The organism is Afipia broomeae ATCC 49717 (assembly GCF_000314675.2).
Taxonomy (GTDB): Bacteria; Pseudomonadota; Alphaproteobacteria; order Rhizobiales; family Xanthobacteraceae; genus Afipia; species Afipia broomeae.
Map to the genome: position 1 here is coordinate 296,200 of NZ_KB375283.1, position 25,129 is coordinate 321,328.

At 56.2% G+C, this 25,129-nt stretch carries 21 protein-coding genes; 2 read left to right on the top strand and 19 right to left on the bottom strand.

Translation table 11 applies throughout. The annotated features are described in order from the left end of the window. Window positions 1-181: 181 nt before the first annotated feature. Entirely contained in the window at window positions 182-1,144 is a 963-nt protein-coding gene (locus HMPREF9695_RS13895) for a lysylphosphatidylglycerol synthase transmembrane domain-containing protein (RefSeq protein ID WP_006021491.1), read from the top strand. Window positions 1,145-1,210: 66 nt separating this feature from the next. Here the strand turns inward: HMPREF9695_RS13895 and HMPREF9695_RS13900 are convergent, their stop codons facing one another. From HMPREF9695_RS13900 to HMPREF9695_RS13980, 17 genes are all read right to left on the bottom strand, one after another. Next, entirely contained in the window at window positions 1,211-2,650 is a 1,440-nt protein-coding gene (locus tag HMPREF9695_RS13900; protein ID WP_006021492.1) for a glycosyltransferase, read from the bottom strand. 121 nt (window positions 2,651-2,771) lie between these two features. Then, window positions 2,772-3,962 (bottom strand): glycosyltransferase, encoded by a 1,191-nt coding sequence (locus HMPREF9695_RS13905; RefSeq protein WP_006021493.1) that lies wholly within the window; start codon window positions 3,960-3,962, stop codon window positions 2,772-2,774. Next, window positions 3,955-5,889, bottom strand: coding sequence for an asparagine synthase (glutamine-hydrolyzing) (gene asnB, locus HMPREF9695_RS13910; RefSeq protein WP_006021494.1), 1,935 nt, complete (start codon window positions 5,887-5,889; stop codon window positions 3,955-3,957). The genes HMPREF9695_RS13905 and asnB overlap by 8 nt, the downstream gene beginning before the upstream one ends. A gap of 33 nt (window positions 5,890-5,922) precedes the next feature. Continuing rightward, window positions 5,923-6,783 carry a class I SAM-dependent methyltransferase gene (locus tag HMPREF9695_RS13915; RefSeq protein WP_006021495.1) on the bottom strand — a complete coding sequence of 287 codons (861 nt, stop codon included), beginning with the start codon at window positions 6,781-6,783 and terminating at the stop codon, window positions 5,923-5,925. Window positions 6,784-6,821: 38 nt separating this feature from the next. After that, window positions 6,822-8,063: a glycosyltransferase gene (locus HMPREF9695_RS13920; RefSeq protein ID WP_006021496.1), complete on the bottom strand. Its 1,242-nt coding sequence runs from the start codon at window positions 8,061-8,063 to the stop codon at window positions 6,822-6,824. Next, the gene (gene wecB / locus HMPREF9695_RS13925) at window positions 8,060-9,199 is read right to left on the bottom strand and encodes a non-hydrolyzing UDP-N-acetylglucosamine 2-epimerase (protein ID WP_006021497.1); all 1,140 of its coding nucleotides are present in this window, start codon (window positions 9,197-9,199) and stop codon (window positions 8,060-8,062) included. Before wecB ends, HMPREF9695_RS13920 begins: the two co-directional genes overlap by 4 nt. Then, window positions 9,196-10,695: a hypothetical protein gene (locus HMPREF9695_RS13930; protein ID WP_006021498.1), complete on the bottom strand. Its 1,500-nt coding sequence runs from the start codon at window positions 10,693-10,695 to the stop codon at window positions 9,196-9,198. Before HMPREF9695_RS13930 ends, wecB begins: the two co-directional genes overlap by 4 nt. Before the next feature lie 31 nt (window positions 10,696-10,726). After that, the gene (locus HMPREF9695_RS13935; RefSeq protein ID WP_006021499.1) at window positions 10,727-11,911 is read right to left on the bottom strand and encodes a polysaccharide pyruvyl transferase family protein; all 1,185 of its coding nucleotides are present in this window, start codon (window positions 11,909-11,911) and stop codon (window positions 10,727-10,729) included. Window positions 11,912-11,919: 8 nt separating this feature from the next. Next, window positions 11,920-12,609 carry a pseudaminic acid cytidylyltransferase gene (pseF, locus tag HMPREF9695_RS13940; RefSeq protein ID WP_006021500.1) on the bottom strand — a complete coding sequence of 230 codons (690 nt, stop codon included), beginning with the start codon at window positions 12,607-12,609 and terminating at the stop codon, window positions 11,920-11,922. Next, window positions 12,606-13,559: an aldo/keto reductase gene (locus tag HMPREF9695_RS13945; protein WP_006021501.1), complete on the bottom strand. Its 954-nt coding sequence runs from the start codon at window positions 13,557-13,559 to the stop codon at window positions 12,606-12,608. The genes pseF and HMPREF9695_RS13945 overlap by 4 nt, the downstream gene beginning before the upstream one ends. A 39-nt stretch (window positions 13,560-13,598) precedes the next feature. Beyond that, window positions 13,599-14,600 (bottom strand): GNAT family protein, encoded by a 1,002-nt coding sequence (locus tag HMPREF9695_RS25295; RefSeq protein WP_006021502.1) that lies wholly within the window; start codon window positions 14,598-14,600, stop codon window positions 13,599-13,601. A gap of 49 nt (window positions 14,601-14,649) precedes the next feature. Then, the gene (gene pseB, locus HMPREF9695_RS13955; protein WP_041712795.1) at window positions 14,650-15,678 is read right to left on the bottom strand and encodes a UDP-N-acetylglucosamine 4,6-dehydratase (inverting); all 1,029 of its coding nucleotides are present in this window, start codon (window positions 15,676-15,678) and stop codon (window positions 14,650-14,652) included. A gap of 403 nt (window positions 15,679-16,081) precedes the next feature. After that, complete coding sequence (locus HMPREF9695_RS13960; protein ID WP_006021504.1) at window positions 16,082-17,371, bottom strand: aminotransferase class III-fold pyridoxal phosphate-dependent enzyme; 1,290 nt, start codon at window positions 17,369-17,371, stop codon at window positions 16,082-16,084. A 75-nt stretch (window positions 17,372-17,446) separates the two neighbouring features. Then, a complete protein-coding gene (locus HMPREF9695_RS25825) occupies window positions 17,447-18,127 on the bottom strand; it encodes a glycosyltransferase family 2 protein (protein ID WP_006021505.1) in 681 nt (226 codons plus the stop codon). After that, entirely contained in the window at window positions 18,109-19,185 is a 1,077-nt protein-coding gene (locus HMPREF9695_RS13970) for an N-acetylneuraminate synthase family protein (RefSeq protein ID WP_006021506.1), read from the bottom strand. The genes HMPREF9695_RS25825 and HMPREF9695_RS13970 overlap by 19 nt, the downstream gene beginning before the upstream one ends. Beyond that, window positions 19,182-20,057: an SDR family oxidoreductase gene (locus HMPREF9695_RS13975; RefSeq protein ID WP_006021507.1), complete on the bottom strand. Its 876-nt coding sequence runs from the start codon at window positions 20,055-20,057 to the stop codon at window positions 19,182-19,184. Before HMPREF9695_RS13975 ends, HMPREF9695_RS13970 begins: the two co-directional genes overlap by 4 nt. A 54-nt stretch (window positions 20,058-20,111) precedes the next feature. Then, window positions 20,112-22,028, bottom strand: coding sequence for a carbamoyltransferase C-terminal domain-containing protein (locus HMPREF9695_RS13980; protein WP_041712427.1), 1,917 nt, complete (start codon window positions 22,026-22,028; stop codon window positions 20,112-20,114). Window positions 22,029-22,299: 271 nt separating this feature from the next. On the opposite strand from HMPREF9695_RS13980, the gene HMPREF9695_RS13985 reads away from it, so the two are divergent. Then, window positions 22,300-23,133 (top strand): class I SAM-dependent methyltransferase, encoded by an 834-nt coding sequence (locus HMPREF9695_RS13985; protein ID WP_006021509.1) that lies wholly within the window; start codon window positions 22,300-22,302, stop codon window positions 23,131-23,133. Window positions 23,134-23,212: 79 nt separating this feature from the next. On the opposite strand, the gene rfbF is transcribed toward HMPREF9695_RS13985, so the two are convergent. Further along, on the bottom strand, window positions 23,213-23,983 hold the full coding sequence (rfbF, locus tag HMPREF9695_RS13990) for a glucose-1-phosphate cytidylyltransferase (protein WP_006021510.1): 771 nt from the start codon (window positions 23,981-23,983) through the stop codon (window positions 23,213-23,215). Next, window positions 23,980-24,978, bottom strand: a complete 999-nt coding sequence (locus tag HMPREF9695_RS13995; protein ID WP_006021511.1) for a glycosyltransferase family 2 protein — start codon at window positions 24,976-24,978, stop codon at window positions 23,980-23,982. The genes rfbF and HMPREF9695_RS13995 overlap by 4 nt, the downstream gene beginning before the upstream one ends. Between the last annotated feature and the right edge of the window lie 151 nt (window positions 24,979-25,129).

Consider the following 25,129-nt stretch of genomic DNA (forward strand, 5'->3'; position numbering starts at 1 on the left):
CGCCAGATGCCCCGAACAAGTCGCCCTCTTTAGCCGCCGTGCGGCGGCGGCGGCAATAGCGGACCTTACCTATTGCCAGAACAGCCCTAAAGCCATACCAAGACGCCTGAAAAGGGCCCTCAAGCGCGGTATTCAGCGCTCCTTGTCAGATATTCAGCAACATTAACCATCGCGGTCCGGAATGCGCGGATTTCTCCTTCTTGCCGCTCGAATACTGGTGTCGGCGGCGCTGCTCTATATCGCGTTTCGCGGCATCAATTTCGCAGCGATCCAGTCCCGCCTGAGCCAGATCAGCCCCGGCTGGTTCTTGCTCGCCGTGCTGGCGACGATCTTCCAGATTTTCCTTGGCGCGCTGCGCTGGCGCGAGATCAGCGCGCGATGCGCCGCACCGCTCGGGACAGGACAGGCCTTCCGTTACAACATGATCGGCGCGTTCTTCAATCAGACGCTGCCGTCCACAATCGGCGGCGACGCGATGCGGCTCTGGCTGGTACGGCACACGGGTGCCGGCTGGCGCGCCGCCACCTACTCCGTCCTCGTCGACCGCGCCATCGGCCTGATCGCGCTTGCGCTGATCGTCGTTGCAAGCCTGCCCTGGAGCTACGATCTGATCGGCAGCCCGCGCGGGCGGCTGGCGCTGCTGCTGGTGGACCTAGCTGCGATCTCGGCAGGCATCGGCTTTCTCGTTTACGGCGCGCTGCGCTGGAACTGGCTCAAGAAGCTCTGGCCGCTACGCCACATCCATGCCTGCGCGGTGATCGCCAATCAGGTGATCTTCAACCGCAGCAGCGGACCGAAAGTTGCCGTCCTCTCATTGCTGATTCATGTGATGGCCGTGGTGATCGCATGGTGCGCGGTTCGCTCCATCGCTGCTCCGGCGGCCTTCGAGCAATTGTTCCTGCTGGTGCCGCCGATCATGCTGATCACCATGCTGCCGATTTCGATCGCCGGCTGGGGCGTGCGCGAGGCGACGATGATGGTCGCGTTCGGCTACGCTGGTCTCGCCCCCACCGACGGCACCGTGGTGTCCCTTCTGTTCGGCGCGTCATCCTTCGTCGTCGGCGCCATCGGCGGGCTGGTCTGGATCTTGAGCTCCGAGAAAACGTCAAGGCCTGAGGTTATTGAGCCGGAGGCAGGGCTCTAACAAGCTAAGGGCACTGAAGCCCGTTCGCCGGTGACCGCGTGTGCTCAACGCCGTGATGTCCGCAGACTAGATCGCTTTGATCTTGAAGAACGCAAAAACCACCATTCGCAGCAGCATCACGCCATGCCGGAACCGCGAGATCTGCGTCTCGCCGTAGGACCGCGCGGCATAGCGGATGGGAAGATCGATGGCCTTGAGATTGAGCTTCGAGGCGCCGAAGATCAGATCGAAATCACCGAACGGATCGAAATCGCCGAAATAGGCTTTGCCGTCACGTAGCCGATAATAATCGGACCGGCGCATAACCTTGGTCCCGCACAGCGTGTCGGTATAGCGCTCGTTCAACAGCCAAGAGAACAAATACGAAAAGGTCTTGTTCGCGATGAGATTGAGAAAGCGCATCGCGTCTTCCTCAAGCGGATAGATGAGGCGTGAGCCGTTGATGAACTCGCCCTTCCCGGATTTGATCGCTTCCCAGAATTTCGGCAGTTGCTCGGGCGGCATGGTGAGATCGGCGTCAAGGATCATCAGCACGTCGCCGCGCGCCACATCGTAAGCCGTGAAGACCGCGTCCGCCTTGCCCTTTCCGGGCTGGCGCATCAGCTTGATATCCTTGTCCGGATAAGCCGCCTTGACGCGCTCCATTTCCTCAAAGGTACCGTCCTTGCTGTGCCCTTCGATGAAAATGATCTCGATGTCATCGCAGAACTGCGGCAGGCGCTGCACGGCCGGTTCGATATTGCCACGCTCATTGCGTGCGGGAATGACGACCGTCGCGGATTTCAGCTCATCATCGGCGACGCGCAGCGATCGGCAGACCACATAATGGCGAAGCGACAACTGCCGGATCACAGGCAGCACGCTGATGAAGCGGTTGACCAGCCGTCCGATACCGAACAGCGACACCGGCATCAGCAATCGCCGTTCCGATTTGACCGGATTCATATCTGCGAGAACCGCAAGCGCCGCCACATCATCGGGCGACAGGACGTTCTGCTCCGGATAGGGCATGCGCCGGCCGATGGCTTCCGCAAGGCGCAGAACAGGCTGCCAGAGATGCGAGAAATAGCCGATGACAATGCGCGTATGGCGCGCGCAAAGAGGATGCAGTCCGGCAAGAAACGCCTGACAGTCATCCAGCGAGCCGATCGTGTCCTGTACCAGGATGAAGTCGAACGGCCCTTTCAGCGCATTGATTGTTTCAGGCTCTTCCGCATCACCGATATGAAATTCCAGTTCGGGATGCAGACGTTTTGCCTGCTCGATCATGCCAGGGCTGAAATCGACACCCACGCCGTAAGAAGGCTTGAGCGCGGCGAGCGTATCGCCGGTGCCGCAGCCGATCTCCAGCACGCGGGCACCTTCCGGAATAAGAAACCGGAGATATCTTTCGTCTTCCTGATGAAAGAAGGACGCCTTTTGGCGCCACTCGGGGCGAGAGGCTGCATATTGCTCGGAGTGCGCGAGGATCGCAGCTTTGCGGTTGGTCAGTGACGAAGAAGACATGGCAATCGTATCGTTTTTCTTGGGGGCTGGTACTTCGCGGGCCCTTCTGGCACGCAAATGCCGCGTCACCAAGGGTGAAAACGGGCGATAGCGTTTAATTCATGGAGGCAGACGGCAAAATTCAGCCGTCAATAAGGGCCTGAACTGCGCGCGCGGGAGACCTCCCCAGCCCTCGGTATAGATGGTCATAGCGCGCGATGCAGGCGCCCTGAGAAAACATGTCCAGCGTCCGCTGCCGTGCCGCGTGCCCCATCGCCCGGCGCTTCAACTCATCCATTGCAAGGCCAAGAATAGCCGCGCCAAGAGCGGCAGGCTCCCGCGGTGGCACTAACAGCCCGGAAACATCGTCGGCTACTGCGTCGAGATTGCCTCCTACTGCCGTGGCGATGACCGGCAATCCCTGCGCCATCGCTTCGATCAAGGCGTTCGAAAAACCTTCCTGGTGAGACACGAGCAGCGCCACATCTGCCGCAGGCAAAATCGCTTCAACATCGCGACGCTCTCCGAGCCAGAGAATACTGTCCGCCATACCGAGACGCTCCGCCTGTGCGCGCAGCCGGGGACCTTCGCCCTCGTCACGTCCGATGACAACCAGACGCCAGGGCTGTGGCAACTGTAACGCGATCCTTTCGAGTGCATCGAGAAGATCCGCGTGCCCTTTATAGTCAAAAAGGTTGGCGACAATCACCATGACAAAGGCGTCGCCGGGAATAGCCAATGCTGTGCGCTGCGCCGCGCGGACGCTCTCATCCGCGGGCGGAGCGAGGGTCACGCCGTTATGGATCAGACCTGTCTTCCGGCGATCCGCTCCTTCGGCAATCAGTTCATCGACGACAGCCTGAGAATTTCCCAACAGTGCCGTCATGCGGCGATGAAGCATACGCTCGATGCGCCCAAACCACGGATGATTGCGTTGATAATGGGCCAGCGAACGACGACTCATCACCAATGTGCGATGGCCGGCAGCGGTCGCAACGGCCGCGCCGACCAGATAAGGTTCAGGCAGAAAGAAGTGCAGAATATCAGGCCGCGTCTGGCGGATGCGGCGATGAAGTTCGATCGCCGCGGCAAGCAGATGCGTCAGCCGGCCCGAACGGCGCGGCAGACCGGAGATCGTCACACCAGCCTCAGCCAGTTTGACTTCCAGCTCTCCGCCCCTCTCCAGCACGAATAGCTCGACTGCAAACCCACGCGCCGCCAGGGCCGGCAACAGCTGCGCCAGGTGATGCTCAGCGCCGCCCATCACCAGCTTCTTGGTGACAAACAGAATGTGCGGCAGATCGGGCCGCCGGCCAGCCATCAGGTCAGACATCCGCCCAGCGCCTACGCCAAGCCTCAAACATCAGAATGGTCCAAAGCGCATAAGCCCAGCTTCGCCGGCCCGTCTGGTGATCCGCCCACAAACGGCGCGCCGCGCTGACATTGAGAAAACCTCCGCCAAGTCGCTGTGGATCGAGCAAGTCTTCGGCCCACTCTTTCAACGGACCGCGCAGCCATTCGGCAAGCGGAATGCCGAATCCCATCTTGGGCCGATCCAGCAATTGCCTTGGCACCATTTGCTCGGCGACGCGCCGCAGGAGCCATTTCGTCTCGCCATCGCGGATCTTGAAACGCCGCGGCAAACGCCACGCAAACTCCACCACGCGGTGATCCAGCAACGGCGGACGCGCTTCAAGCGCCACAGCCATCGAGGCACGGTCGACCTTCTGCAGAATGTCGTCAGGAAGATAGGTCATCGTGTCGAGCAATTGCATCCGGTCAAGAAAGGTGGGTAACGCCCCAATTACACCGGTCGACCATGGTGTCAGGGCATGCTCCTCCGCCAATGGTGCAAGGACCGCCGGGTCTTCGCACTGGCTGACCAGCCTGCGATAGATCCCTTCGGAGTCGAGCGTCATCACATGGGCCAGTTTGCGCACCTTGTCGGCCATCTGAGACGGCAACATCCCGCGCGGCGCGAACGATGCGGCGCCATCGACCCATGCCATAGGTATCGCGTGCAGCGCGCTCGCCGCGACACGCCGCGCACCCAGCGGGAGGTGCGAAAGCCGCTGCGACATCCCTTCAGCCAGCCGGTAGCGGTTGTAGCCGCCGAATAATTCATCGCCGCCGTCCCCCGACAATGCGACCGTGACGTGTCGGCGCGTGAGCTTCGAGACCAGATGAGTTGGAATTTGAGACGAGTCCGCAAATGGCTCATCATACATCTCAGCGAGTAGCGGAACCACGTCGAGAGCATCGGACGCATGGACAACCAGCTCGGTATGCTGCGTTCCGAGATGCCGAGCAACAGCGGCGGCATCCTTCGATTCATCGAAGCCGAACTCAGGAAAACCAATCGAGAACGTGCGAACCGGCCCACGCCCCGCAGCGACCATCAGGCCCGCGACAGCCGATGAGTCGATGCCGCCGGAAAGAAACGCACCAAGCGGAACGTCGGCAAGCATTTGCCGCGATACCGCATCGGCAAGAAGACCAGATAATTGCGTGATTGCCTCGTGATCGGAAATATCGAGGGTCGACTCGATGCCCCGCAGGGCCGTGTCCGCTGCAGACCAGTAGCGGCGGCTGGAGCAATCACCGCGGACCGAGAACGTGGCATGCTCTCCGGGCATCAACTTGCGGATGCCCTGATAGATACAATGAGGAGCCGGCACGTAACCGAAGCGAAGAAAACTAGTCACCGACGATGGATCAATTTCGAGCGCGAATGCCTGAGCCGCGTGAAAGCTCTTCAATTCGGAAGCGAAATAGACCTGCTCTGCGAATTGAGCCACGAACAGCGGCTTGATGCCTAGCCGATCACGGACAAGGTGGAGCATCTGCTCCTTGCGATCCCACAGCGCAATGGCGAACATTCCATTCAGGTCATCGAGCGTGACGTTTAATCCGCGGCGTGCGACGGATTCGACAATCGTTTCCGTGTCAGAATGACCACGCCATACGAGAGAGGACAGCGCGGGATCGCGGCGGATATCCTCGCTGTTGTAGATTTCGCCATTGTAACAGATCACCCAGCGTCCATCGGCTGACACCATGGGCTGCGCGCCGGCGGCTGTCAGATCGACAATGGACAGGCGCCGATGCGACAGTGCGAGACCGAACGCATCGTCAGTCCAGATTCCGCTGGCATCGGGCCCGCGATGGGCTATGGCATCGCCCATGGTACGCGCGCGCCGCGACAGAGCAGCCGCGTCGGACACAAGGCCAGGATCGATAAAACCGGCGATGCCGCACATCGACCATTACCTACGACATCTGCGCTGCGGTGTTCAACGCAGACCTATCAGCGAAAGGATCATCTTCGCAATCCGATGAAGCAAAAGTTTTGGCCTGCCTATCAAAGCGTATCGCAGGGCCTTTGTGCTGTAACCAAGTCGAATGAGACGCGGATAAACCTGAGGAAGCTGGTCTTCTCCTTTTCGGGCAGCGATATAAATGCTGCCTGACTTCTTCTGGGAGAAAACAATCTTATAACCCGCGCTTGCCAAGGCATACCGCATGGAGGCTGCAGCGGGTAGAAAACTATGCGCATAGCCCGGAAAGCTCGGATCTTCCGGGGCGAGAAAATTAGAGATAACGATGCATAAAAGCCCATCTGGCCTCAGAGACGACTGGAGACGTTTTAAAAAGCTGCCGGGGTTCGTGATAAAATAAATCGCATGGGAGATATGGATAATGTCGAACTCTCCGTCGATTATCGCCGCCTCGATCTGCGATATCTCCGATCGTATCCCGATGCGCTCATGAAATTGCTTGAGCGCGGGGTCGGCATCTATGCCGACAGCGTCCCAACCCCTGTCGGAGAAATATTTTACCGTTTCCCCCATGCCGCAAGCGATGTCGATAAACCGGCCGGGGGCGCCGACGTGCAACGGCGCAAAAATGCCGAAATTGCGCGCGGCGTTTCGCTGACTCGCAGCTCTCCGCCCCGTCCATGCGGCCTCGCGTTGCGCGTCGCTATCGAATGCGTCTTGCCGGTCGCGATTCCAGAAGAAAGACAGAAGATCTGACGACGGCTGGAAAGCCGGGTAACCGTTTCCACATTGTTGACAGAGCGACCACCCGTAAGGGCGCGCATCTCCATGATCCGCCCGCCACTGCTGAACCGCAGGGTCGGCGCTCCAGTTCATCGGCCATCTCTCGTTCGATCCACACAAAGGACACGCGTTCACGACGATACTTCCGAACGCTGTGCGGTTTCGACCGTCAAACGGCACAAGGCATCAAACACAGGCGCGACATTCGCGATATCGTAACGGGTCATACTTTGTCCGGGCGGCAGTTTTCCAGCTCCGCTCTGCCGCCGGGAGCGAGCCGCAGTTATTTCGTTGCGAAGCAGGTCGGCGATGTCCGCAACGGGCGACGTCGGCGAAACAGATTTCCCACCGGACTCGCTGATAATGCGCGAGGCCGCGCCTGGTGGCACAATTCCGACAAGGCGCCTGTCCGCACCGATATAGTCCGCAAGTTTGCTTGGAAAGAACACGCTCTTGGCCGCCGGCGCATCGATCGTTAGCAAAATATCCGACGCCCTCATAAGACGAAGCGATTCAGCGTAGGACACGCTGCCGCGCGCGACCAGCAGTCCTTCCGGCAGCGCCTTCCACTCGCTTGAATGCAGCATCCGGCGCGGAATTCCGCCCACGAGTTCGACCCTCACGTCAGCTAGGAGGCGCGGACTTTCACGAAAGAGATAAGCGAGCGCGGCAATCAGAGGGCGTGGACTGCGATGACCGTAAAAATTTCCGATATATCGCATGACGATCTTTCCGGATTGGTTATCGCCATCTCCCCCGGCGTAGGCACCAGGATCGAACGAATGGGGCAAGACGGACGTCCTCTCTCGAAGGAAGCGGCCGTATTTCCGATAGACCAGATCGACTGTTTCCTCCGATGTAAATATGGTCCGATCCGCATTTTCTAAGACGCGCCGTTCCAGAGTGCGATTTACGAATTTTGACAACGGCTGAAGTCCGCGGAAGGGATTGTCCGACCATGGATCGCTAAAATGCGCAAGCCAGGGAACGCCGAGCTCGCGCTTCAAGCGAATTCCGAGAAGGTGATCGCTCATCGGCTCGCCGAACGTCACAATAAGATCCGGCTTGCCCTGCTGTCTGATAATGCTGCCCACAGCCGCATAAGCGAGATTGGTCCACGCCCGAAACGTATCGGGCACGGTGCCGTAGAAAGGCACCACGCGAATCCCGATCGAGCGCAGTGCACCTTTTGGCTCGTTTGCAAATGGCACGACGTGATGCGCCACGCGTCCGCCGAAACCTGACTGATCGACCTTATGTCCGCCGGAAACCGCGCAAACATCAAGATTGCTATGCGAGAGCAATCGGCCGATCTGAATTGCCTGCGGATAAAGCATTGGAGGCAAAGCATAGGAAATCGCAAGAATCTTCATCGCATCGCTTTGAGTGCGCTGACGATCCGCTGCGATGCGCGGCCATCTCCGAATATGCCCAGAGGCTTGCAATCCGCCGTTTGATTAAGGGCCTGATCGACAGCTTTGATGATCAAGTGGCGATCGGTTCCGACGATCCACACATTGGGCTGGCCGACAAGCTCGACGCGCTCAGTTGTGTCGCGCAGAACGACAAGCCTTTTGCCCAAGGCTACAGCCTCTTCCTGAATTCCGCCTGAATCGCTGACAACCAGCCGCGCGTCCTTCAGAAGATAGGCAAAGGGAAAATAATCGAGTGGCTCGATCAGGAAGATATTCGATAGACCCGCAGCCTTGATGACCCGGTCGACAGGACCCGTCACTTCGGGATTGGGGTGCACAGGGAAAACGAATTTGAGCTGCGGGTACCGCTCGGCCAGCGCAACAATCGCCCTGCAGATCGACTCGATGCCTTCTCCAAAATTCTCGCGGCGGTGGGCGGTGACGATCACGACGTCTTTCGCCTTCCGGTCCGTTGAGAGAAAATGCAGTCCGCAGGCACTCAGATCGCGGCGGACGGCCTCGTTTCTCCTGGCATCCCGCTCAAGAATCTCTACGGCCTGCAGAAGCGCATCGATGCCGGTATTGCCTGTCACCACGATCTTGTCTGGATGAACGCCTTCGGCAACCAGATTCAAGCGGCTACGCTCAGTCGGCGCAAAATGCGCCGACGCCAATGCTGAATTGAGTCGGCGGTTGATTTCTTCGGGCCATGGGGAGTAACGATCGCCGGTGCGAAGCCCGGCCTCGACATGAGCGACCGGGATCTTCTGGTAAAACGCCGCCAGCGCCGCCGTGAAACTTGTTGTCGTGTCGCCCTGAACCACAACCCAATCCGGCCTTCGGTCCTTAAGGGGAACTTCAATCAACCCGAGTATGTTTGTGGTGATTTCAGTGAGCGTCTGTCCGGGCCGCATAATATCCAGATTGACATCTGCTTCGATGCCAAACGCATTCAGCATATCGCGTGCAAGCGATTTGTGCTGTCCGGTATTGCATACCGTCAAATCGATATGATCGGCCGCCCGGCAGCACAAAATCAACGGCGCGAGCTTGATGGCCTCCGGACGAGTCCCTAGCGCAAAAAAGAGTTTCAATGCCTTCCCAGCGCGAAGCTGCCGGATTCCGCAGCCTCCACACCACCCCCCGTTAGACCTTGCCGTGTTTCAGAGAACCTCCTGGATCTTTCGATATGATCCAAGATCGAGTTCAGCATCCGCCGAATGTTCTCCGGACGATTGCTGTAATAACCCGGTTCATCGGCCGGGCGAATGAGGCACTCGTACCGAGCGTCATATATCTCCGTGAGCGCTTTCAAAACATCCTCGTCGCGCGGAGGATTTTCAATTGCATGTTGTACACGGCTGGCGAGACTATCTATGGAGCAAACTCCACCAAGATAGCTAGCAATAAAGCATCCGCCCAAAACCAGCGATGGCCGGCCAAGAAGATAAGCTTCCAAGGTTGCACTTCCCGTTACCGATATCGTCAATTGCGCCCGCTTGATCAGCTCTACCGAAGAGAGATTGGAATGCACAACCTTGACGCCCGCCTTGCGGCGCAGCGCTTTGTAGAATGATCCAGGCCGGATATTCAACGAAGCCCAGTGCTCCTTGACAATGAGGGTGCAGTCGCTCGGCATTGCGAAACGGATTGCATCGATTGCCCGCATTTGATCGATGAAGTACGGGGCGGGAGTGTTGATGGACGATTCAGGGGTCGTTTGCAGTGGATAATAAACAAACTTAGCGGGAAGTTCTTCAAGCGTCTCCAGATCGAATTGCCGCCGGTTTCGCGACGCGCGAATGCTTCGAAATGCCTCGACCGCCTTCGGAAAGGCATACTTGACGCTGGTCGCCAGAAGGACAGGCTCGAATAAATCCGGATTCTTGAGTGTCCGTTTTGCAAAACTCAGGGCACGTTGCAGAAACGGCTTCTCGTAAAGTGGTAGCGGCTCGTCACCAACCGGCAGCGCGAACATCCCGGGATTCCAGGAAGGTTTAGGATTCTTACGGAAGTCATCCAGGAAACGGGCGGACTGCGATACAAACGCTTTATTCGCGGTGCGATAGCTCGGGAGAGTTTCGTCAGGCCCCGAACAGAATGCCGTGCCTCCGAAGCTTCGCAAGTCGACCGGCAAAATCGCAGAAATATTCAGTTCCTTTGCAATGCTGAACAGCATCTTTCCCTCGAACGTCTCGACATGCGCGAAAAGTAGATGCGTTGGCTTGATGCGCTTTAGAAAGGCCCTGTATATCTTGTAGGCTTCGGCAGCGCGAGCGACCTGTTCAGAAGCAGGACGATGCTTGTAGACCTTCTTCTCGGTTTCGATGTCCGCATATACATTCCCGGCATACTCGGTAAACTCCGAGGGATGCGTATCTTCAGGAAGCGTCCGGCTTTGCATATATTCGAGACAAAGCAGCCTGTCCGGCGGAAGCACTTCGCGCACCGCGTCCAGATGATGTGACGTCGGAAGAATCATAGCCCAGTCAACATCCGGCGCCGCAATCTTCGCGTGTTCGATCAGGTTCCGATACAGGGCTGCATAAGTCCCGTAGCCGTGAATGGCGATACTGATCTTGCTATTCATTTTGTGAGCTCCGTCATCGCGAGCGAGCCTTTCACGCATTCGCAGGATTAGAAGACAAAAGACGGGCGAACTCGAAGAAGTTCTGCTCCGCCCCCGCAATGCAGGCCTCTCGCAAAGACACATCTACCTTCATTGAATCCGCTTGTTCGATTGCCTCCAGCAGATCACGTGCAACCAGGTGATCAGCGCTTACGACGGGCATTCCGAACAACCGGCAAATTGAAGCGGTTTTGTTGTCCGTGGAAATTCCCACAAACGGAACCGAAAACATCGCTGCAAGCACATGGCCATGAAATCGCATTCCACAGTGCACATTAATCTCCGAAAATAGGCGTCTAATCTCCCCCGAATCGGCCCGAAGAACTCGCTGACTTACGAGCAACTTCTGTTCCGGCGAAAAGCTCTCCATCAACCTTGTCAGAACATCCTTGTCTTGACACCCGTTCGCTTTCTCAGGGTCGTCGTGAAATGCCAAAAGAGAAACAGTCCATCCACGATCAAGCAGCGCGCTCAATGCATCCCGGACTGCCAGCATGCTCGATGGCGCTGCTGCGCCGCTGACGAGCGCAGGCGGATAAACCGAAAAGCCAATGTGCGGGCCTGTACGACTTTCCGCTTTCCCCCCGCTTTCCGCCAAGGCAGGAGCAAAGGTAAAGGCCAGATCACTGGTCAGTTTAACTCGCTTCGATGCTCCTGCCTTCGCACATTCCGTAAACGCAGCCTTGTCGCGTACAGCAAAAAGCGCGGACATGGATATGATCAGGCGTAAAGCAATCCTGGCTGGGGCCGATTTGAGCTCTGAAATCCCCACCCCAAGCGCTGCGATCCGAAGTCCCATGACGCGCGCGAGCGTACATATCATCAAAATCAGCAATAGCGGTGCGGCCGAGGATCGCTCGTGAAATACCGTCCCTCCGCCAAAAACAAACCAGTGGCACCTGCTAAAGTATTGACGATAGGCCAGCAGGGTCTCAACAAGGCGGCGCGCTTTCGATTTCGACTGGTCGGCGAGAAGCCGGTCGATGCCTGTCAATTCGACCGCCTCTCCAAAATCGTCTAGCCCTCCTACTGGCCCTTCATTACGAATGATAAATGTGGCTCGCGGCCGAATGCGCCTGATACCTTCGACTGTGGCCCGCAGAAGCAGATCATCACCAAGATTGCTCTGGCCGTAAAATCCGAAGAGGAAAAAGTGCTCGTCCGATACGCTGGACATGATGAAAGTCAGGTCTTCTGCCGCCCTCGAGCCAGCATCTCTGCAAGCTCCAGGTCTTCGGCGTCGTCTATATCGACAGCTTTGTGACGCGGTATCATTAGCCCCACCATACGCGTCTCATCGATTTTCCCGGCCCGCACTTCTTGTGCAGGAATAAAGGAGAAAGTACCGGCGTCGTAGAATGTCGGTCGAATGTCCTGCGAGCGGACGTCTGCCATGCCGGGTTGGCAGGCTTTCAGAGTTCCGTCGGATTCCTGATGAAAAGCCCACTCGATCGGCACGTTGAAGCGGGAAATAGCCATAACCGTCCGGTTGTTTCCGCGGCGATCAAACAACTCTGCACCGCGAACGAGATCGTCGGCATCGATCAACGGTGCGGTGGGAAACAGAAGGCACACCGTGTCAAACAGTTTTCCCCGCCGAGCAAACTGATCCAGTGTCCATTGCAGCACCGGCATCAGCGGCGTGTGATCATCCGCAAGTTCGGGCGCCCGCATGAAATCGACAGGATAACCAAGATCGGCTGCAACGCTGGCGATACGGTCGCTATCCGTCGAAATATGGATGGTATCAAAAAGCCCGGACGCCTTCGCTGCGCGGATTGGATAGCTCATGAGCGGAACTCCGAGAAAATTGACGATATTCTTCTCCGGAATTCGCTTACTGCCGCCTCTGGCGGGAACAATGGCAATCCTCATTGCCTTGCAGCCTCTCCATCCTCACGCAACTTCGGCCACCCCCTCGGGTCAATCAGTTGTTTCACATCACAAGCCAGCATATCCATCGAAGGCAACGTCATTCCGGGCGGCAGCGCAGCCAATATCCCGGCTAATTCTGATCGCGTCGTGACGCCGATAATCACGCGGTCAGCCCCACTCTGCTGCATCATAAAGCCCATGCATGCGGCGAGCGGAGTTAGCCTTGTGTCGTGAAGAAACCCGAAATACTTCGCGAAAATTCTGTCGAAGCCCTGAAAATAAGTCGGCAAGCCGGCTGGTTCGGCCAGCAGGATTCCCTGGAGGAAGGCCGAACGCGCGTGCACTTCAATGCCTGCGGACTGCAGTGCGCGAATATGCCCGCTTCGTATCAATCGCTGATCAAAGATGTTGAGCGGTACCTGAACTATATCGGGCTGAAAAACTTCCAGAATACGATCGATTTCGCTCGCATCATAAACCGACACGCCAACACGTCCGACACGTCCATCCGACTTGAGCGATACCAGATACTCCGCAAGAGTCTCGCCTCCAGGCTTAAGCAAATCGCTTCCAGTATGAACGAGCAGGCCGTCAAGACGCGGTCGCCGGAGCGTCTCCACGGAATGCAAGACGCCATCTTCGATCTTCCGCATTTCGTCCACGCCGATTGTCGGGTTGGCGATGACCGCTGTTTTGGTGACAACGCCTATCTCCGGGAAATCAGGCAGGCATTCACCGAGAGATGCCTCGCTGGCTCCATAGCCCGCCGCCGTATCCACAAGCAAGATGCCGGCATCGCGCGCGTACGAGAGTATCTCGCGAACATCGCGCGCAGAAACCTGACCATGACGATTGGTCACTCCGTAAGACATACCGAATTGGGCGGTGCCGAGGATGAGTCGCCGTGCCATATCGTCCGTCAGATGACTAGAAAATTTAGTTTCGCTCATATTTCTGGAAAAGCTGGGCAAGCAAAGCCTTTCAACTCATCACCACATGGATTCCAACGACCACTTTGCCTGCCAGGTCCAAACGACATGGATTTGAACACCGGTAGCGAAACCGCGCTTGAAAAACCCGATATTATACTCCTTGTCAGTGACCGTGCCCCTGCTGGGCAAGTCACCAAGCTCGTAGTACTTCAAGCCCCGCTCGCGGCTTCTCAAAATCGCATCATAGAGCGGAAAGTGCGCCAGCGGCTTCTCAAAAAGCGTCCGGTCGTAGACTCCAGAGGCATAAACAGCCGTTTGGGCGCCATCGACAGTCATCGTACCGGCTACAAGGCGCTCGCCCAGGTGCGCGAGGGCGATCTCTCCGCCACTTTCCAGCACCCAATCACGCATTGACTGCCAAGACTCATCAGACCTCGTGATACGACCTGCCACCGCCGCATGAAACTCGCGATAGCGCTCGAACATGCCGGAATCGGGATTCCGAGCGTTGTAATATTCGATCGACAGATTTTTCCGTCCCCAATTCACAAGCGACCGAAAGCTTTTCCGCAGGCTGCTGTGGATCTTTTTCTGTTCCAGCGAGAGATCACATTGCCCAACCTGCAGGAGTTGAGGAACCGCTCCCCTGCTGACACAGGCTGCCCCCAAGGGGCTCAACGCCGAACCCGCAATATCCTCTCGCAGCGACACCGATACTGTGCCCTGCGACGCAATTCCATCCAAAGCTTTCAGTGCCTCGCCGATCAGGCGCCTATTCCCATCCGGATCGACGGCGCTCGATATCAGCAACGAAATCGGGCGGGAATAATTGCCAAGATGACCATTGAGCAAGTTGCAACGCACCAGCATCACGGGCATATCGCCAAGCACTAAGGCGAAAGACCGGTCAACGGCCGCATCTATGGTAGCGGCGTAGTAGCGATTGCCGAGCGGCGTATCTGCCGGATGCGCGAGCCCGTGGGAAAACTCCGGCAACAACTCCCAGCGAGAAAAGACATCCGGTGAATCGCTGCGAAACTGGACGGTCAGGTTATTCATCCTGTTAACGCGGGTCGTATATACGGGGCCATCGCTTCCAAAATCAGCGTCAGCTGAGCATGGTCCGGAGTATCTTCGCGTCGAGCCACTGCGTGTTCGTATTGCTTGCGTATCGAAAATTCTCGTCGACCGGCTTGCCTTGCAGCGCCTTGCTGCGATCGAACGCGCCGAAACTCGGCTCGATGACATAGCGATCCGGAAGCTCAACCGTGTTTCGTGCATCATCCTCGGTGATCATCACCTCATGAAGCTTTTCGCCCGGACGAATTCCCACGATCTCATGCGGAATACCCGGCGCAATGGCTTCCGCGAGATCGGTGACCTTCATACTCGGGATCTTGGGAATAAAAATTTCTCCGCCAATCATTTGCTCCATGGACGAAGCGACAAAATCCACCGCCACCGGAAGCGTAATCCAGAAGCGTGTCATGCGCGTGTCCGTGATCGGTAGCGTCTTCGCACCCTCCGCGGCCAATCGCTTGAAGAACGGAATTACACTTCCTCGCGATGCCATGACGTTCCCATAACGGACGACAGAGAAGCGCGGCCCGTTGGTACCGCTAAGATTGTTGGCAGCGATGAATATCTTATCCGATGCCAGCTTGCTGGCACCGTACAAATTGATCGGGCTCGCAGCTTTGTCAGTCGACAGCGCGATGACGCGCTGAACACCGCAGCGCAGCGCGGCCTGCACGATGTATTCGGCGCCGAGGACATTCGTATTAATGCATTCAAATGGATTGTATTCGGCAATCGGCACCTGCTTGAGGGCCGCGGCATGGACGATCAGATCAATTCCACGAAGGGCCAACTCCAGCCTGTTCGGATCCCTTACGTCGCCAATGAAGAAGCGCAAAACACCATTGTGGTCATGCGGAGCCAGTTCGTTTTGCATTTCGAACTGCTTCATCTCGTCGCGGGAAAAGATAATCAGCCTGCGTGGCTTTCCGGAGCACAGCAAGGTGCGCACGAAACTCTGACCGAACGAGCCCGTTCCTCCTGTCACCAGTACCGATTTCCCATCGAAGTATCGCCATGATGGAGAGGAAGAACTCGGATGATCAGAAAGAGCGTTCATTACCTTGATGACCTTTAGAAACAGCAAGGCCGCCTGATTGCCAATAAAGGCACCAAGTCATTCTCAAGCAGAAGCGGCTGCACGCTCAGAGCGCAACGTTCTGACTTCGGACAACTTCGGAGGCGGTGTCGGTTGCTTGTTGGGAGGAACGGAAATCGACCGATTGGAGACGCTTTACATGCTACCGCAGTTCGGGTGAAAAGCCCAAACTATCAATATTTTAGCAGCCAAAAGCCACATGACGACTATCATGTTCATATCATGAACGTCAACACGCAATGCGGAAATACGCTCCAGCCCGCTCTCGAGCCTCATCTCGAAAAGTCAAATTATTTCAATGGAGTAGCCCGCCGCACGGCCAGCCGTGCACCGGTCCATGGCAGATGCCAATGATCAATCGACTTCAACGCACCTTGAACAGCGGCTTAAGTGGCTCGCCCTTGAGATACTGCCGGAGAGCACCATTCCGGGCTGCGTTCGCCAAGATGGGGAAGACTTCGTCGTAAATGGAAAGAAGCTGTTCCACGTCTTCACGAGTATGCGCGTAGCTCATGTTGTGCGTTCCGAGCGACAAAATCCCCCGCGCAAAGATTTCCTGTAAAAAGAGAGTTTTGATTTCAAACGACTCAACGGCCTCGTAATCCTTGAAGGTCAGGAAACTCCAGGTCGGGTCGCCGGAAATGCTCAGGAAGTCCGATAGGCGGTGACGTTCAAGACGTTCGGCGACACCAGCACTCAGCAGCGAACCGTTCTCGCGCATGGTTTGCACGACGGGCTCGCGCTGCATTTTTTCTATGACGGCCTTAGCGGCAGCAAGCGACAAGGCCTCGCCGCCCATGGTGAAGGAAAAAAAGATCTCTTCCATTTCCATCATCAATTCCCGGCGGCCGCAAACAGCAGAGAGTGGAAAACCGTTGGCGAGGCCCTTTCCGAGAGTTGTTAGATCGGGGATGACATTAAACTTTTCCTGCGCACCCCCGTTAGCAAGCCGAAAGCCCGTAATCGTCTCGTCGAAAATCAGAACAGCGCCGGCTTCATGTGTCATGGTTTTGACGGCTTCCAGAAAACCGGGAGCAGGCTGGGCAACGTTCATCGGCTCCATGATGACGGCGGCAACCTTGCCATCGAACTCATTCAGCCGGGATCGGAGCGACTGCAAATCATTGTAGACAAACGGATGAACCAGATCTCGCGTTGCCTGGGGTACCCCCTTGTCGCGGGATGTCGAGCCGATGAACCAGTCCTGCCAGCCGTGATACCCGCAGGTCAGGACATGATCCCGGCCGGTATAGGCACGGGCTACCCTCACCGCTCCAGCTGTCGCATCCGAGCCGTTCTTGCCAAACCGGACCATTTCCGCGGAAGGCACGCAGGCACAGATCAGTTCGGCCACTTCCGCTTCAAGAGCGTGCGACAAAGAATAGATCGTTCCGTCCTCAAGCTGTTTTGCAACGGCGCGGTCGACGTCGGGATCACAATAGCCAAGGGTTACAGCCGCAAGAGCGTTTGTGAAATCTACGTACTCATGGCCATCCACATCCCAAATTCGAGACCCACGCGCACGCGCGGCAAAGTACGGCGAAATTCCATAGGGAAATTGCGTAATGGACTTCGAAAACGTCTGGGCACCGAGCGGAATAGTCTGCCGCGCTCTTTCGAGCTGAAGCTCTGATTTTTCGTACCTGATCGACATGACAGCCTCAGCCTTAAACGGAAGTAAGTTGGTCATTGATGACGGCGACCCGAAGACGCTCACCGGCGTATTCGGCTATCGCGCTATAACGTTGACGTCTTTACCCCGCAAATCACGCTTTATGATAGCCCCAAGTGCTTTCAGAATACGCAAGTTTGCAGCAAAGCGGCGGTCAAAGCGGGGGCTGTCCTGCCTTGGGCATCCGTACACGGGGACCTGGCGAAACGGGATTCCACGACGCATGGCGTCGATTGCAGTTTCCGTGCCGATGGATCGAGAGAGATCAAACCCTCCGCGCTCGGTAACGAGGCGGAGTTCGTATCCCTTCATGCCGCAGAGAATGTCGTCGGCTCCAAAGCGAAGCTTCACGTATAATCCCATGACGATTTCCGCAAAGCGCTGTTTGCGTGCGCGCACGCCGAGCACAAGGGGAATCTTTTCTTCGGTGAGAAGTCTTCCGAAGTCCGCGACAAGCGATGGATCGTGCTCGCCATCCGCATCTAGCGTGACAGCATAAGCAAAGCCCATTTCCTGAGCTTTTGCGAATCCGCGGTTCAGCGAGCCTTCGTAACCGCTATTCACTTCATTACGGACAACTGTTGCGCCCTCGGCAGCCGCGCGCGTGGCGGTGTCGTCAGGCGAGCAATCATCGACCACGATGACCGGAGCATGCCTGAGAGCCGCAGCAACCACCGGACCTATTGTCATACCCTCCCGATAGGCCGGGATAATTACGACTAACTCAGGTCGGTCCATCGCAACTCTTTTCCTTCTTCGCAGGCAACTTTAAGCGTCCGGCCAACCACCTGGGACAGAGCATTCGGAGGCACCGCGTCAGCAGGGCACGGCCTTAGCGCGATCAGGTCTTCCTCACGCAACTCCGTTCCGGCGGGAAGCGCGGTCTTCGCACGCAGCGCGCGCCGCTGGATCACAACGGTCTCGACTTCGTTCTCCTCAATGCGTTTCACCCCGTCCCCAAGCGCAGCTTCCAGTTCGCGGGTCGCTTCAACCATGGCTCGCCAGGTCGTCCGGTCGAGCGCGAAAGAATGGTCCGGCCCTTCGCGCGACGTGTCATCTGTGAAATGCTTCTCGACCACGCGAGCGCCGAGCGCAACCGCGCCAAGCACTGCCGAGTGTCCGGGCGTGTGATCGGACAGCCCGAGAACCATGCCGGGCCACCGGGCAGCCATCGACTGCAACACTCGGAGATTCACATAACGGAAGTTATCGAGACTTCCCGTGTAGTTCGTATTGCATTGCAGGAGGCAAAGTGCCGGGTTGTGCTTGAGCACCAGATCGACAGCCTGTGCGGTCTCCCCCATTGTCGCAGCACCACACGCAAGCAGAACCGGTTTACCCACGCGAGCGATGCGTTCGATCGCCGCCTGAAACGTGATATCGCCGGAACCGATCTTGTAGGCGGGCACGATATCCCGGAACATGTCGATCGCATCGAAATCATACGGCGTGGTCATGAACTCGATACCCGCCTGCTTGCACGTCTCGACCAGAACGGGTGTCCATTCGCGGCGGGTATGATACTGATCGTAGACTTCGCTGACCGACTTCTTCCAGCTGGCCTGGTGCGACACCTGTGTCTTTGCATCGGAAAACCCGACGCTGCTGACAATCTGGTCCGCCAGAAAGTGCTGAAACTTGGCACAGTCCGCTCCAGCCTCCTTCGCAAGCCAAATGAGTGCCTTCGCGCGCTCGAGATCGCCGTCATGATTTGCGGCAATATCGGCAATGAAATAAGTCGGCGCTTCGATCGATATTTCGCGGCTGCCGATATTGAACGCGGTTTGATAGGTCATTTTTCGGTAGACTCACGAAATTGGCTTATGAGCGACGAGATCACCTGCTGAAGCGATGGCAGGCTATAACCGAGCATGGACTCCGCGCGGCTGACATCAAGACCGAGGCAGTTAGCGCGGGGAACGGGCCGCATAACAGATGCCTCCGATCGGACAGCGCTCAGCTGACAGCCAAGTTGACGGGCCAGTTCACGCACAAACGTATCCTTAGAAGATATTTCCCCGGCCGCCAAGTTCATCAAGCCGGTAGCCTGGCGTGCTTCCAGATCGAAAAGCGCACGGCTGAATGCCGGCACGTCGATGGATGACCCATAAACATCGGTAAAAAGCGTGGCGGGGCGATTGTTCATGACAACATCGATAGCCCACTCGGCAAAGGTCGGCTGCGTCCAACCGCGAATCCCAACAATGTTGGTTCGCAACACCAATGCATTCTGAGCGGTCAGCGCGAGTGCCTCTCCGGCAAATTTGGTGCGGGCATATTCGTTGACCAGATCGACTGGATCGACTTCGCTATGAGATTTCGGCCCCCCGCTTATAAAATAGTGATCGGTCGAGACGTGGATTAATTTCCTGCCTGTCGCTCTGGACCATGCAGCGAGAAATGCAAGCGGCCGCGCGTTGATGAGCCAAGCGCCGCCCGGATCTTTCTCGCATGCATCGACATCGGCGAGAGCGGCGCAATTCACAACGATATCCGGGGAGTAAGCAGCTAGCGTCGCGGCCAGCGCTGCGGCATCACTAATATCTACGCCAATCGGCGCACCGCGTCGCGCCGCAGCGAGCAAAGTATATCCCCGCGACCGGACTTCCGTTGTAACGGCTTGGCCAAGGAGACCAGTGCTACCGAGCACGAGAACTTTCTTTTCCATTCAGCTATCAATCCCCGAATTGCCGCCGAACTCTTACCTTCCCAGCGCGCCGACCTACGACTTCACTGCCAGGAATTCCTCGGTAAGAAGTGCATCAAGATCAGATTCAAAAAGAACATGAAGGGCATCGTCCATCGAACTTGCGATCGGCAAACCATGGAGATTAAGGGATGTATTCAGCAACGCAAAAGTACCTGTGATTTTGCCGAATTCGTTGATCAGCGCTTCATAGCCGGAGTTCGAACCATTCCCGAGAATATGAGGTCGACAGGTTTCATCATAGGGGTGAACCGACGCAGGAATTGAAACGGATGCTCCCTCACGCGTCGAAGGACAACAAAGCGTCATATACGCATAATTTTCGTGCGGAGACCCAAGCTCCAGATACCGATCAGCGTATTCAGCAGGAACAGAACACGCGAAGGGCATCCAGAAATCCCGATCTTTGATCTTTTCATTGATGATTTTCTTGATTGACGGATCGCGCGGATCCGCAAGGATTGACCTGTTGCCAAGCGCCCGCGCGCCGAACTCTTCGCGACCAACAATGCGGCCGATAACTTTCTTGGAAGCAAGAAGTTGCGCGGCCGGCGCGGCCAAGTTCTCCTGTCGCAGTATTTTGTATCCTCTCGCTTCCAGCAATGTTTCGTACTGTGCCCAGCTCTTTCCATCATTCTCGCTGACCGGAACTCTTCCCAGATAGGGCGTCGAGAACGGGCTTATCGATATAGCGCCCCCCCCATTCTTGTTGAGCAAATGATAGTAGGCATAACCTGCCCCCATAGCTTGAGAGCTATCGTCAGGCGATGGCGGGACAGACAGTGAAGAGACTGTTGGAATGTCAGATACAAGCATGTTCGCCTTGACATTCATCGCAACACCGCCGGCGATGCACACATCGTGAACACCTGTCTCAGCCACACAATTCTTGACCCAATCCACGACCAGCTCTTCGGTATAGGCTTGAAGGGCACCGCTGATAGCATCGAACCGTTCGCCATCAACCAGTTCCTTGATCGAGAAATAAGTGTCTCTAGGTCTCTCCACATCTTCGAAATCGCAGCCAACGACCTTCTGGAAACGTCTGAATTTGTTCAGAAGCCGCTCGAAGTATCGAGCCTTACAGTAAGGCGCGAGGCCCATCACCTTGTATTCGTGCTCATTCGGCTTCAGGCCAAGTATGAGCGTCACATATCGATACAAACGGCCGATGATGAAATTTCCACCGCTGGCAACAAGGCGCTCCTTCACGACCGGCAAATTATCGCCAGATCGGACCCGCTGCATGACTCTTGCGGAATAATTTACGAAGTCACCAAAGGCATCCAGCGTCAAAACAAGACGCGGCTTATCGTCATTGCAAGTCGCATAGAAAGCGTAAGCAGCGTGGCAGAATGAATGATCGAAGAAGAACACCTTTTCTTCGGGCAGCTTTAAATGCCGACTCACAACCTTCCGTCTTACGGCTTTTCCCTGTGCAATCTGATCCACGTCAGACGCGTGACCGCTGCCGCCATGGTAATCCTCGATCACCTGCTTCCAGAAATCCCGCCCCGGAAACTGATCGATATCAAGCTTGTTCTCAAATACATCGAGCTGCGAAACTGAGGTGTTGTTCTCGAAAATGCGCGGATACCAAATGCGTTTCTGCTCAGAGATGTAATCATCGATCGAGAACGTCGTGTAATGTCTCGTCAAGATATATCCGGGCGCCCAGGCATCCGAAACAAATGCGACGGCTTCGATATCCCCAATCGAGACTTTGTGCTCCTTGAGCAGATAGTCGATCGCGTGACGCGGATACCGCTCGTCGTTCTTTACTCTCGAGATTCTTTCTTCAGACAAACAACCCAGCAGTTGACCATCGCAAAACAAAGCCGCCGTCGAATTCTGCTCCCAGTTGATGCCGACAACGTAGCGGCTGCTGCCCACCTTTTCCGCTGGCGGCTGGGCAAAATCAGCTTCATTCATTTTGGATCGCTTTCGTTCCTGAAACAGCCCGGCTTTCAGCCAGAGGTGCAATTGTCGTAACTGCCGGAACGGCACTCTCGACCGCCATCGTCGTTAAACTATTGACGATGCTTAGTAAATATCAAAATTGAATACTACAAGATCGAAAAATGCATCATTTGATTATGAAGATATCGGCTATGTGAAACGAGTCCATCACGACGCGCCGAGCATTGCCAAGCTTGCGTTTCACCCGCGCACAAGCGAAGACAGAGCAAAAGGAAGATCGGGTATGTCGAAAGAATCTCTCAAGAATCTCGACAGCCATTTTGCGTTCGGCGAGAACTGGGCCTCCTACTCGAAGCTGATCGGAGAACCACAGATCGATCACGCGAAGGAAGGGCTGTTAAAACTGATCCCGGCGGAAAACTTCGAGGGCTGCTCTTTTCTTGATATCGGCTGCGGGTCCGGACTTCATGCGCTGGCAGCCGCACGGCTAGGCGCATCTCGTATCGTCGGCATTGATATCGATCCCAATAGCGTTGCCACCGCGCGGAAGGTTCTGACGGAACGGAACCCGGATGCGCAGTGGCGAGTCGAAAACATCAGTATCTTTGATCTTACGCCGGCTCATTTCGGGACATTTGATATCGTCTATTCCTGGGGAGTGCTGCATCACACAGGCAATCTCTGGCAAGCCGTCGCCAAAGCTGCGGCGCTGGTCGCACCAGGCGGCTTGCTCGCAGTGGCGCTCTATCGCGAGACCTATCTCGATCCATTCTGGAAACTTGAGAAGCGTCTTTATACAAGCGCTTCGCCCTCTGTTCAAAATCTCATCAAGAGCGGTTACATCAACGCATTCCGCGCTGCCCGGGCCATAACTCGGCAGGAACCGTTTGCAGACTACATTGCAAAATACTCTTCCCGGCGCGGCATGGACTTCGAACACGACGTCCATGACTGGCTGGGCGGATATCCTTACGAGTCGGCACTTGCACCGGATGTCGACCAGCGGCTCTCCGCACTTGGATTCAAGGCAGAGCGCGTATTTGCGCGACCAAAATCAAGCGGAATATTTGGCTCTGGTTGCGATGAATACGTTTACCGCTCCCAGCAAGAAGCTTGAGGCTATGGTCTGCAAGCGGAAGGGAATTCAAGCCTTCCTATCGTGTATCCATTAGTTAGGGCGGCGGGGAGAATTCGATCTACCAGACTTTCCACGGCGCCTGTCCACTGCCCCACAAACTGTCCAGCAGCATCTTGTCACGCAGCGTGTCCATTGCCTGCCAGAAGCCGTTGTGAACAAAGGCCATCAACTGCCCTTGATTCGCGATCTCCTTGATCGGAGCGCCCTCCCAACTGCTCGCATCTCCCTCGATGTAATCAAGTACTTTTGGTGAAAGAACAAAAAAGCCGCCATTTATGGAAGCGCCGTCACCCTGAGGTTTCTCTTCGAAACCGTCGACCCGATCTCCGTCAAGCCGCAACGCACCGTAACGCCCCGGCGGCATAACCGATGTGACGGTCGCAAGTTTCCCATGACCTCTGTGGAATGCGAGTTGCCGTGTGATGTCTATATGCGCAACGCCATCGCCATAAGTGAAGAAGAACGCTTCCTCGTTCTCGATATAGGGCGCCACCCTCTTGAGACGCCCCGCCGTCATCGTCGCTTCGCCGGTGTCTACAAGCGTGACCTTCCATGGTTCGGCGTTCCGCTGATGAACTTCCATTTTGTTGTGAACCATGTCGAATGTGACGTCTGACATGTGCAGGAAATAGTTCGCGAAATATTCCTTGATTGCATAACCCTTATAACCACAACAAATGATAAAATCGTTGTGCCCGTGAGCGGAGTAGATTTTCATAATATGCCAAAGGATCGGGCGGCCACCGATTTCGATCATCGGCTTGGGCTTCAAGTGTGTCTCTTCGGAAATACGCGTGCCGAGACCACCCGCCAAAATCACAACCTTCATGGCTCAGGTTTCTCCAAAACGAAGCTCTTGAAACGATGATAGTCCGAGACTGAGAAAACCTGCAGGAAAGAGCGATACTCGGGCGTTGCATACAATTTGGCAGAGCTGTAGAGGCGAAACAAATACTCCGCCTGCTGCAAAGCCCACCCAGGCAACCTTTCCAAGCGTGCTTTACGGCTTTCGGGCGCGGAAAGATCAAACATAATCTGCCCTGCATAGTCGGCGGCAAACAATCGGTGTAGCCGCTTGCGGGTCTCAGAATCATGGTCAGCGCCCATAAGCGACCGGACAAGATTAGCATAAAAATCGGGGACGTTTCGGGATACGATACTTCCAAAGCGCCTACCAACAGCGCTCACGTTTGCGGAATACTCTCGAAGCGCGAACGGAATTTCACAGCACTTGAATTTTCCGGCGCGAGCTATCTTGAACGTTAACGCAGCATCGACAAACCCTGCGATGCCATCCGCGATCTCTCTGAAATCTTGTTGTGCAACAAGCTTTATCGCATCCCGTATGAGATCGGTCCGATTGACGCCGTAATAAATTGTGCTTTTCGCATTCTCAACCCTAGCTACCCAATCGTCGGATTCATTGTTGTGAAACGGATAAACCATTGGCCACACGATCACTCGTCGCCCGAATACCTGATAAAGGTATGCATAGCCTTGGCTGAACGCATACTCCGGACTTTCTTCCAGAAAAGAAACGCTGGCCTGCAACCCTGAGAGCGTGATGAAATCATCATCAGCGCACATTGCGACGTATGGCGTCGCCACCCGCTCGAAGGCAAGCTGCAGCTTCCTCGGATATACTTCAAACCCGCCGGGACAATGGATGTGAGTGATGCCGGGAGCTTGGAAACCACCGCAAGATATCTCCACCGAGCTATCTGCGATAATGATCGGGCATCCAAACTCGGAAAACCAACGTACACACCTAGCGAGATATTCAGGCCTGGCGTGCGTCGGAATGATGATTGTGCATTGTCGCATGGCACTCACAGGCAGACCGGCGGCACGGCCCCCCAACGACCCATGCCCACACTATGTAGCCGATCCCGCTCCAATTCGTCTAGGACCATTCAACAGGAGGCCGGGTGTGAGGTTGCTTCACGGGGAAACAAGGGTTATCCGATCGACAGCT

What these genes read in the sequence shown, in the direction of transcription:
- HMPREF9695_RS13895 (WP_006021491.1), top strand. Translation starts at nt 182, where the DNA reads ATGCGCGGATTTCTCCTTCTTGCCGCTCGAATACTGGTGTCGGCGGCG.
- HMPREF9695_RS13935 (WP_006021499.1), bottom strand. Translation starts at nt 11,911, where the DNA reads ATGTCCAGCGTATCGGACGAGCACTTTTTCCTCTTCGGATTTTACGGC.
- rfbF (WP_006021510.1), bottom strand. Translation starts at nt 23,983, where the DNA reads ATGAAGGTTGTGATTTTGGCGGGTGGTCTCGGCACGCGTATTTCCGAA.
- HMPREF9695_RS13960 (WP_006021504.1), bottom strand. Translation starts at nt 17,371, where the DNA reads ATGTCGATCAGGTACGAAAAATCAGAGCTTCAGCTCGAAAGAGCGCGG.
- HMPREF9695_RS13970 (WP_006021506.1), bottom strand. Translation starts at nt 19,185, where the DNA reads ATGACCTATCAAACCGCGTTCAATATCGGCAGCCGCGAAATATCGATC.
- HMPREF9695_RS13920 (WP_006021496.1), bottom strand. Translation starts at nt 8,063, where the DNA reads ATGAAGATTCTTGCGATTTCCTATGCTTTGCCTCCAATGCTTTATCCG.
- HMPREF9695_RS13930 (WP_006021498.1), bottom strand. Translation starts at nt 10,695, where the DNA reads ATGAATAGCAAGATCAGTATCGCCATTCACGGCTACGGGACTTATGCA.
- pseF (WP_006021500.1), bottom strand. Translation starts at nt 12,609, where the DNA reads ATGAGGATTGCCATTGTTCCCGCCAGAGGCGGCAGTAAGCGAATTCCG.
- HMPREF9695_RS25295 (WP_006021502.1), bottom strand. Translation starts at nt 14,600, where the DNA reads ATGAATAACCTGACCGTCCAGTTTCGCAGCGATTCACCGGATGTCTTT.
- HMPREF9695_RS13995 (WP_006021511.1), bottom strand. Translation starts at nt 24,978, where the DNA reads ATGCGACAATGCACAATCATCATTCCGACGCACGCCAGGCCTGAATAT.
- HMPREF9695_RS13980 (WP_041712427.1), bottom strand. Translation starts at nt 22,028, where the DNA reads ATGAATGAAGCTGATTTTGCCCAGCCGCCAGCGGAAAAGGTGGGCAGC.
- HMPREF9695_RS13915 (WP_006021495.1), bottom strand. Translation starts at nt 6,783, where the DNA reads ATGAACTGGAGCGCCGACCCTGCGGTTCAGCAGTGGCGGGCGGATCAT.
- pseB (WP_041712795.1), bottom strand. Translation starts at nt 15,678, where the DNA reads ATGAACGCTCTTTCTGATCATCCGAGTTCTTCCTCTCCATCATGGCGA.
- HMPREF9695_RS25825 (WP_006021505.1), bottom strand. Translation starts at nt 18,127, where the DNA reads ATGGACCGACCTGAGTTAGTCGTAATTATCCCGGCCTATCGGGAGGGT.
- HMPREF9695_RS13905 (WP_006021493.1), bottom strand. Translation starts at nt 3,962, where the DNA reads ATGTCTGACCTGATGGCTGGCCGGCGGCCCGATCTGCCGCACATTCTG.
- HMPREF9695_RS13975 (WP_006021507.1), bottom strand. Translation starts at nt 20,057, where the DNA reads ATGGAAAAGAAAGTTCTCGTGCTCGGTAGCACTGGTCTCCTTGGCCAA.
- HMPREF9695_RS13945 (WP_006021501.1), bottom strand. Translation starts at nt 13,559, where the DNA reads ATGAGCGAAACTAAATTTTCTAGTCATCTGACGGACGATATGGCACGG.
- asnB (WP_006021494.1), bottom strand. Translation starts at nt 5,889, where the DNA reads ATGTGCGGCATCGCCGGTTTTATCGATCCTGGCCTTGTGTCCGACGCG.
- HMPREF9695_RS13985 (WP_006021509.1), top strand. Translation starts at nt 22,300, where the DNA reads ATGTCGAAAGAATCTCTCAAGAATCTCGACAGCCATTTTGCGTTCGGC.
- HMPREF9695_RS13900 (WP_006021492.1), bottom strand. Translation starts at nt 2,650, where the DNA reads ATGTCTTCTTCGTCACTGACCAACCGCAAAGCTGCGATCCTCGCGCAC.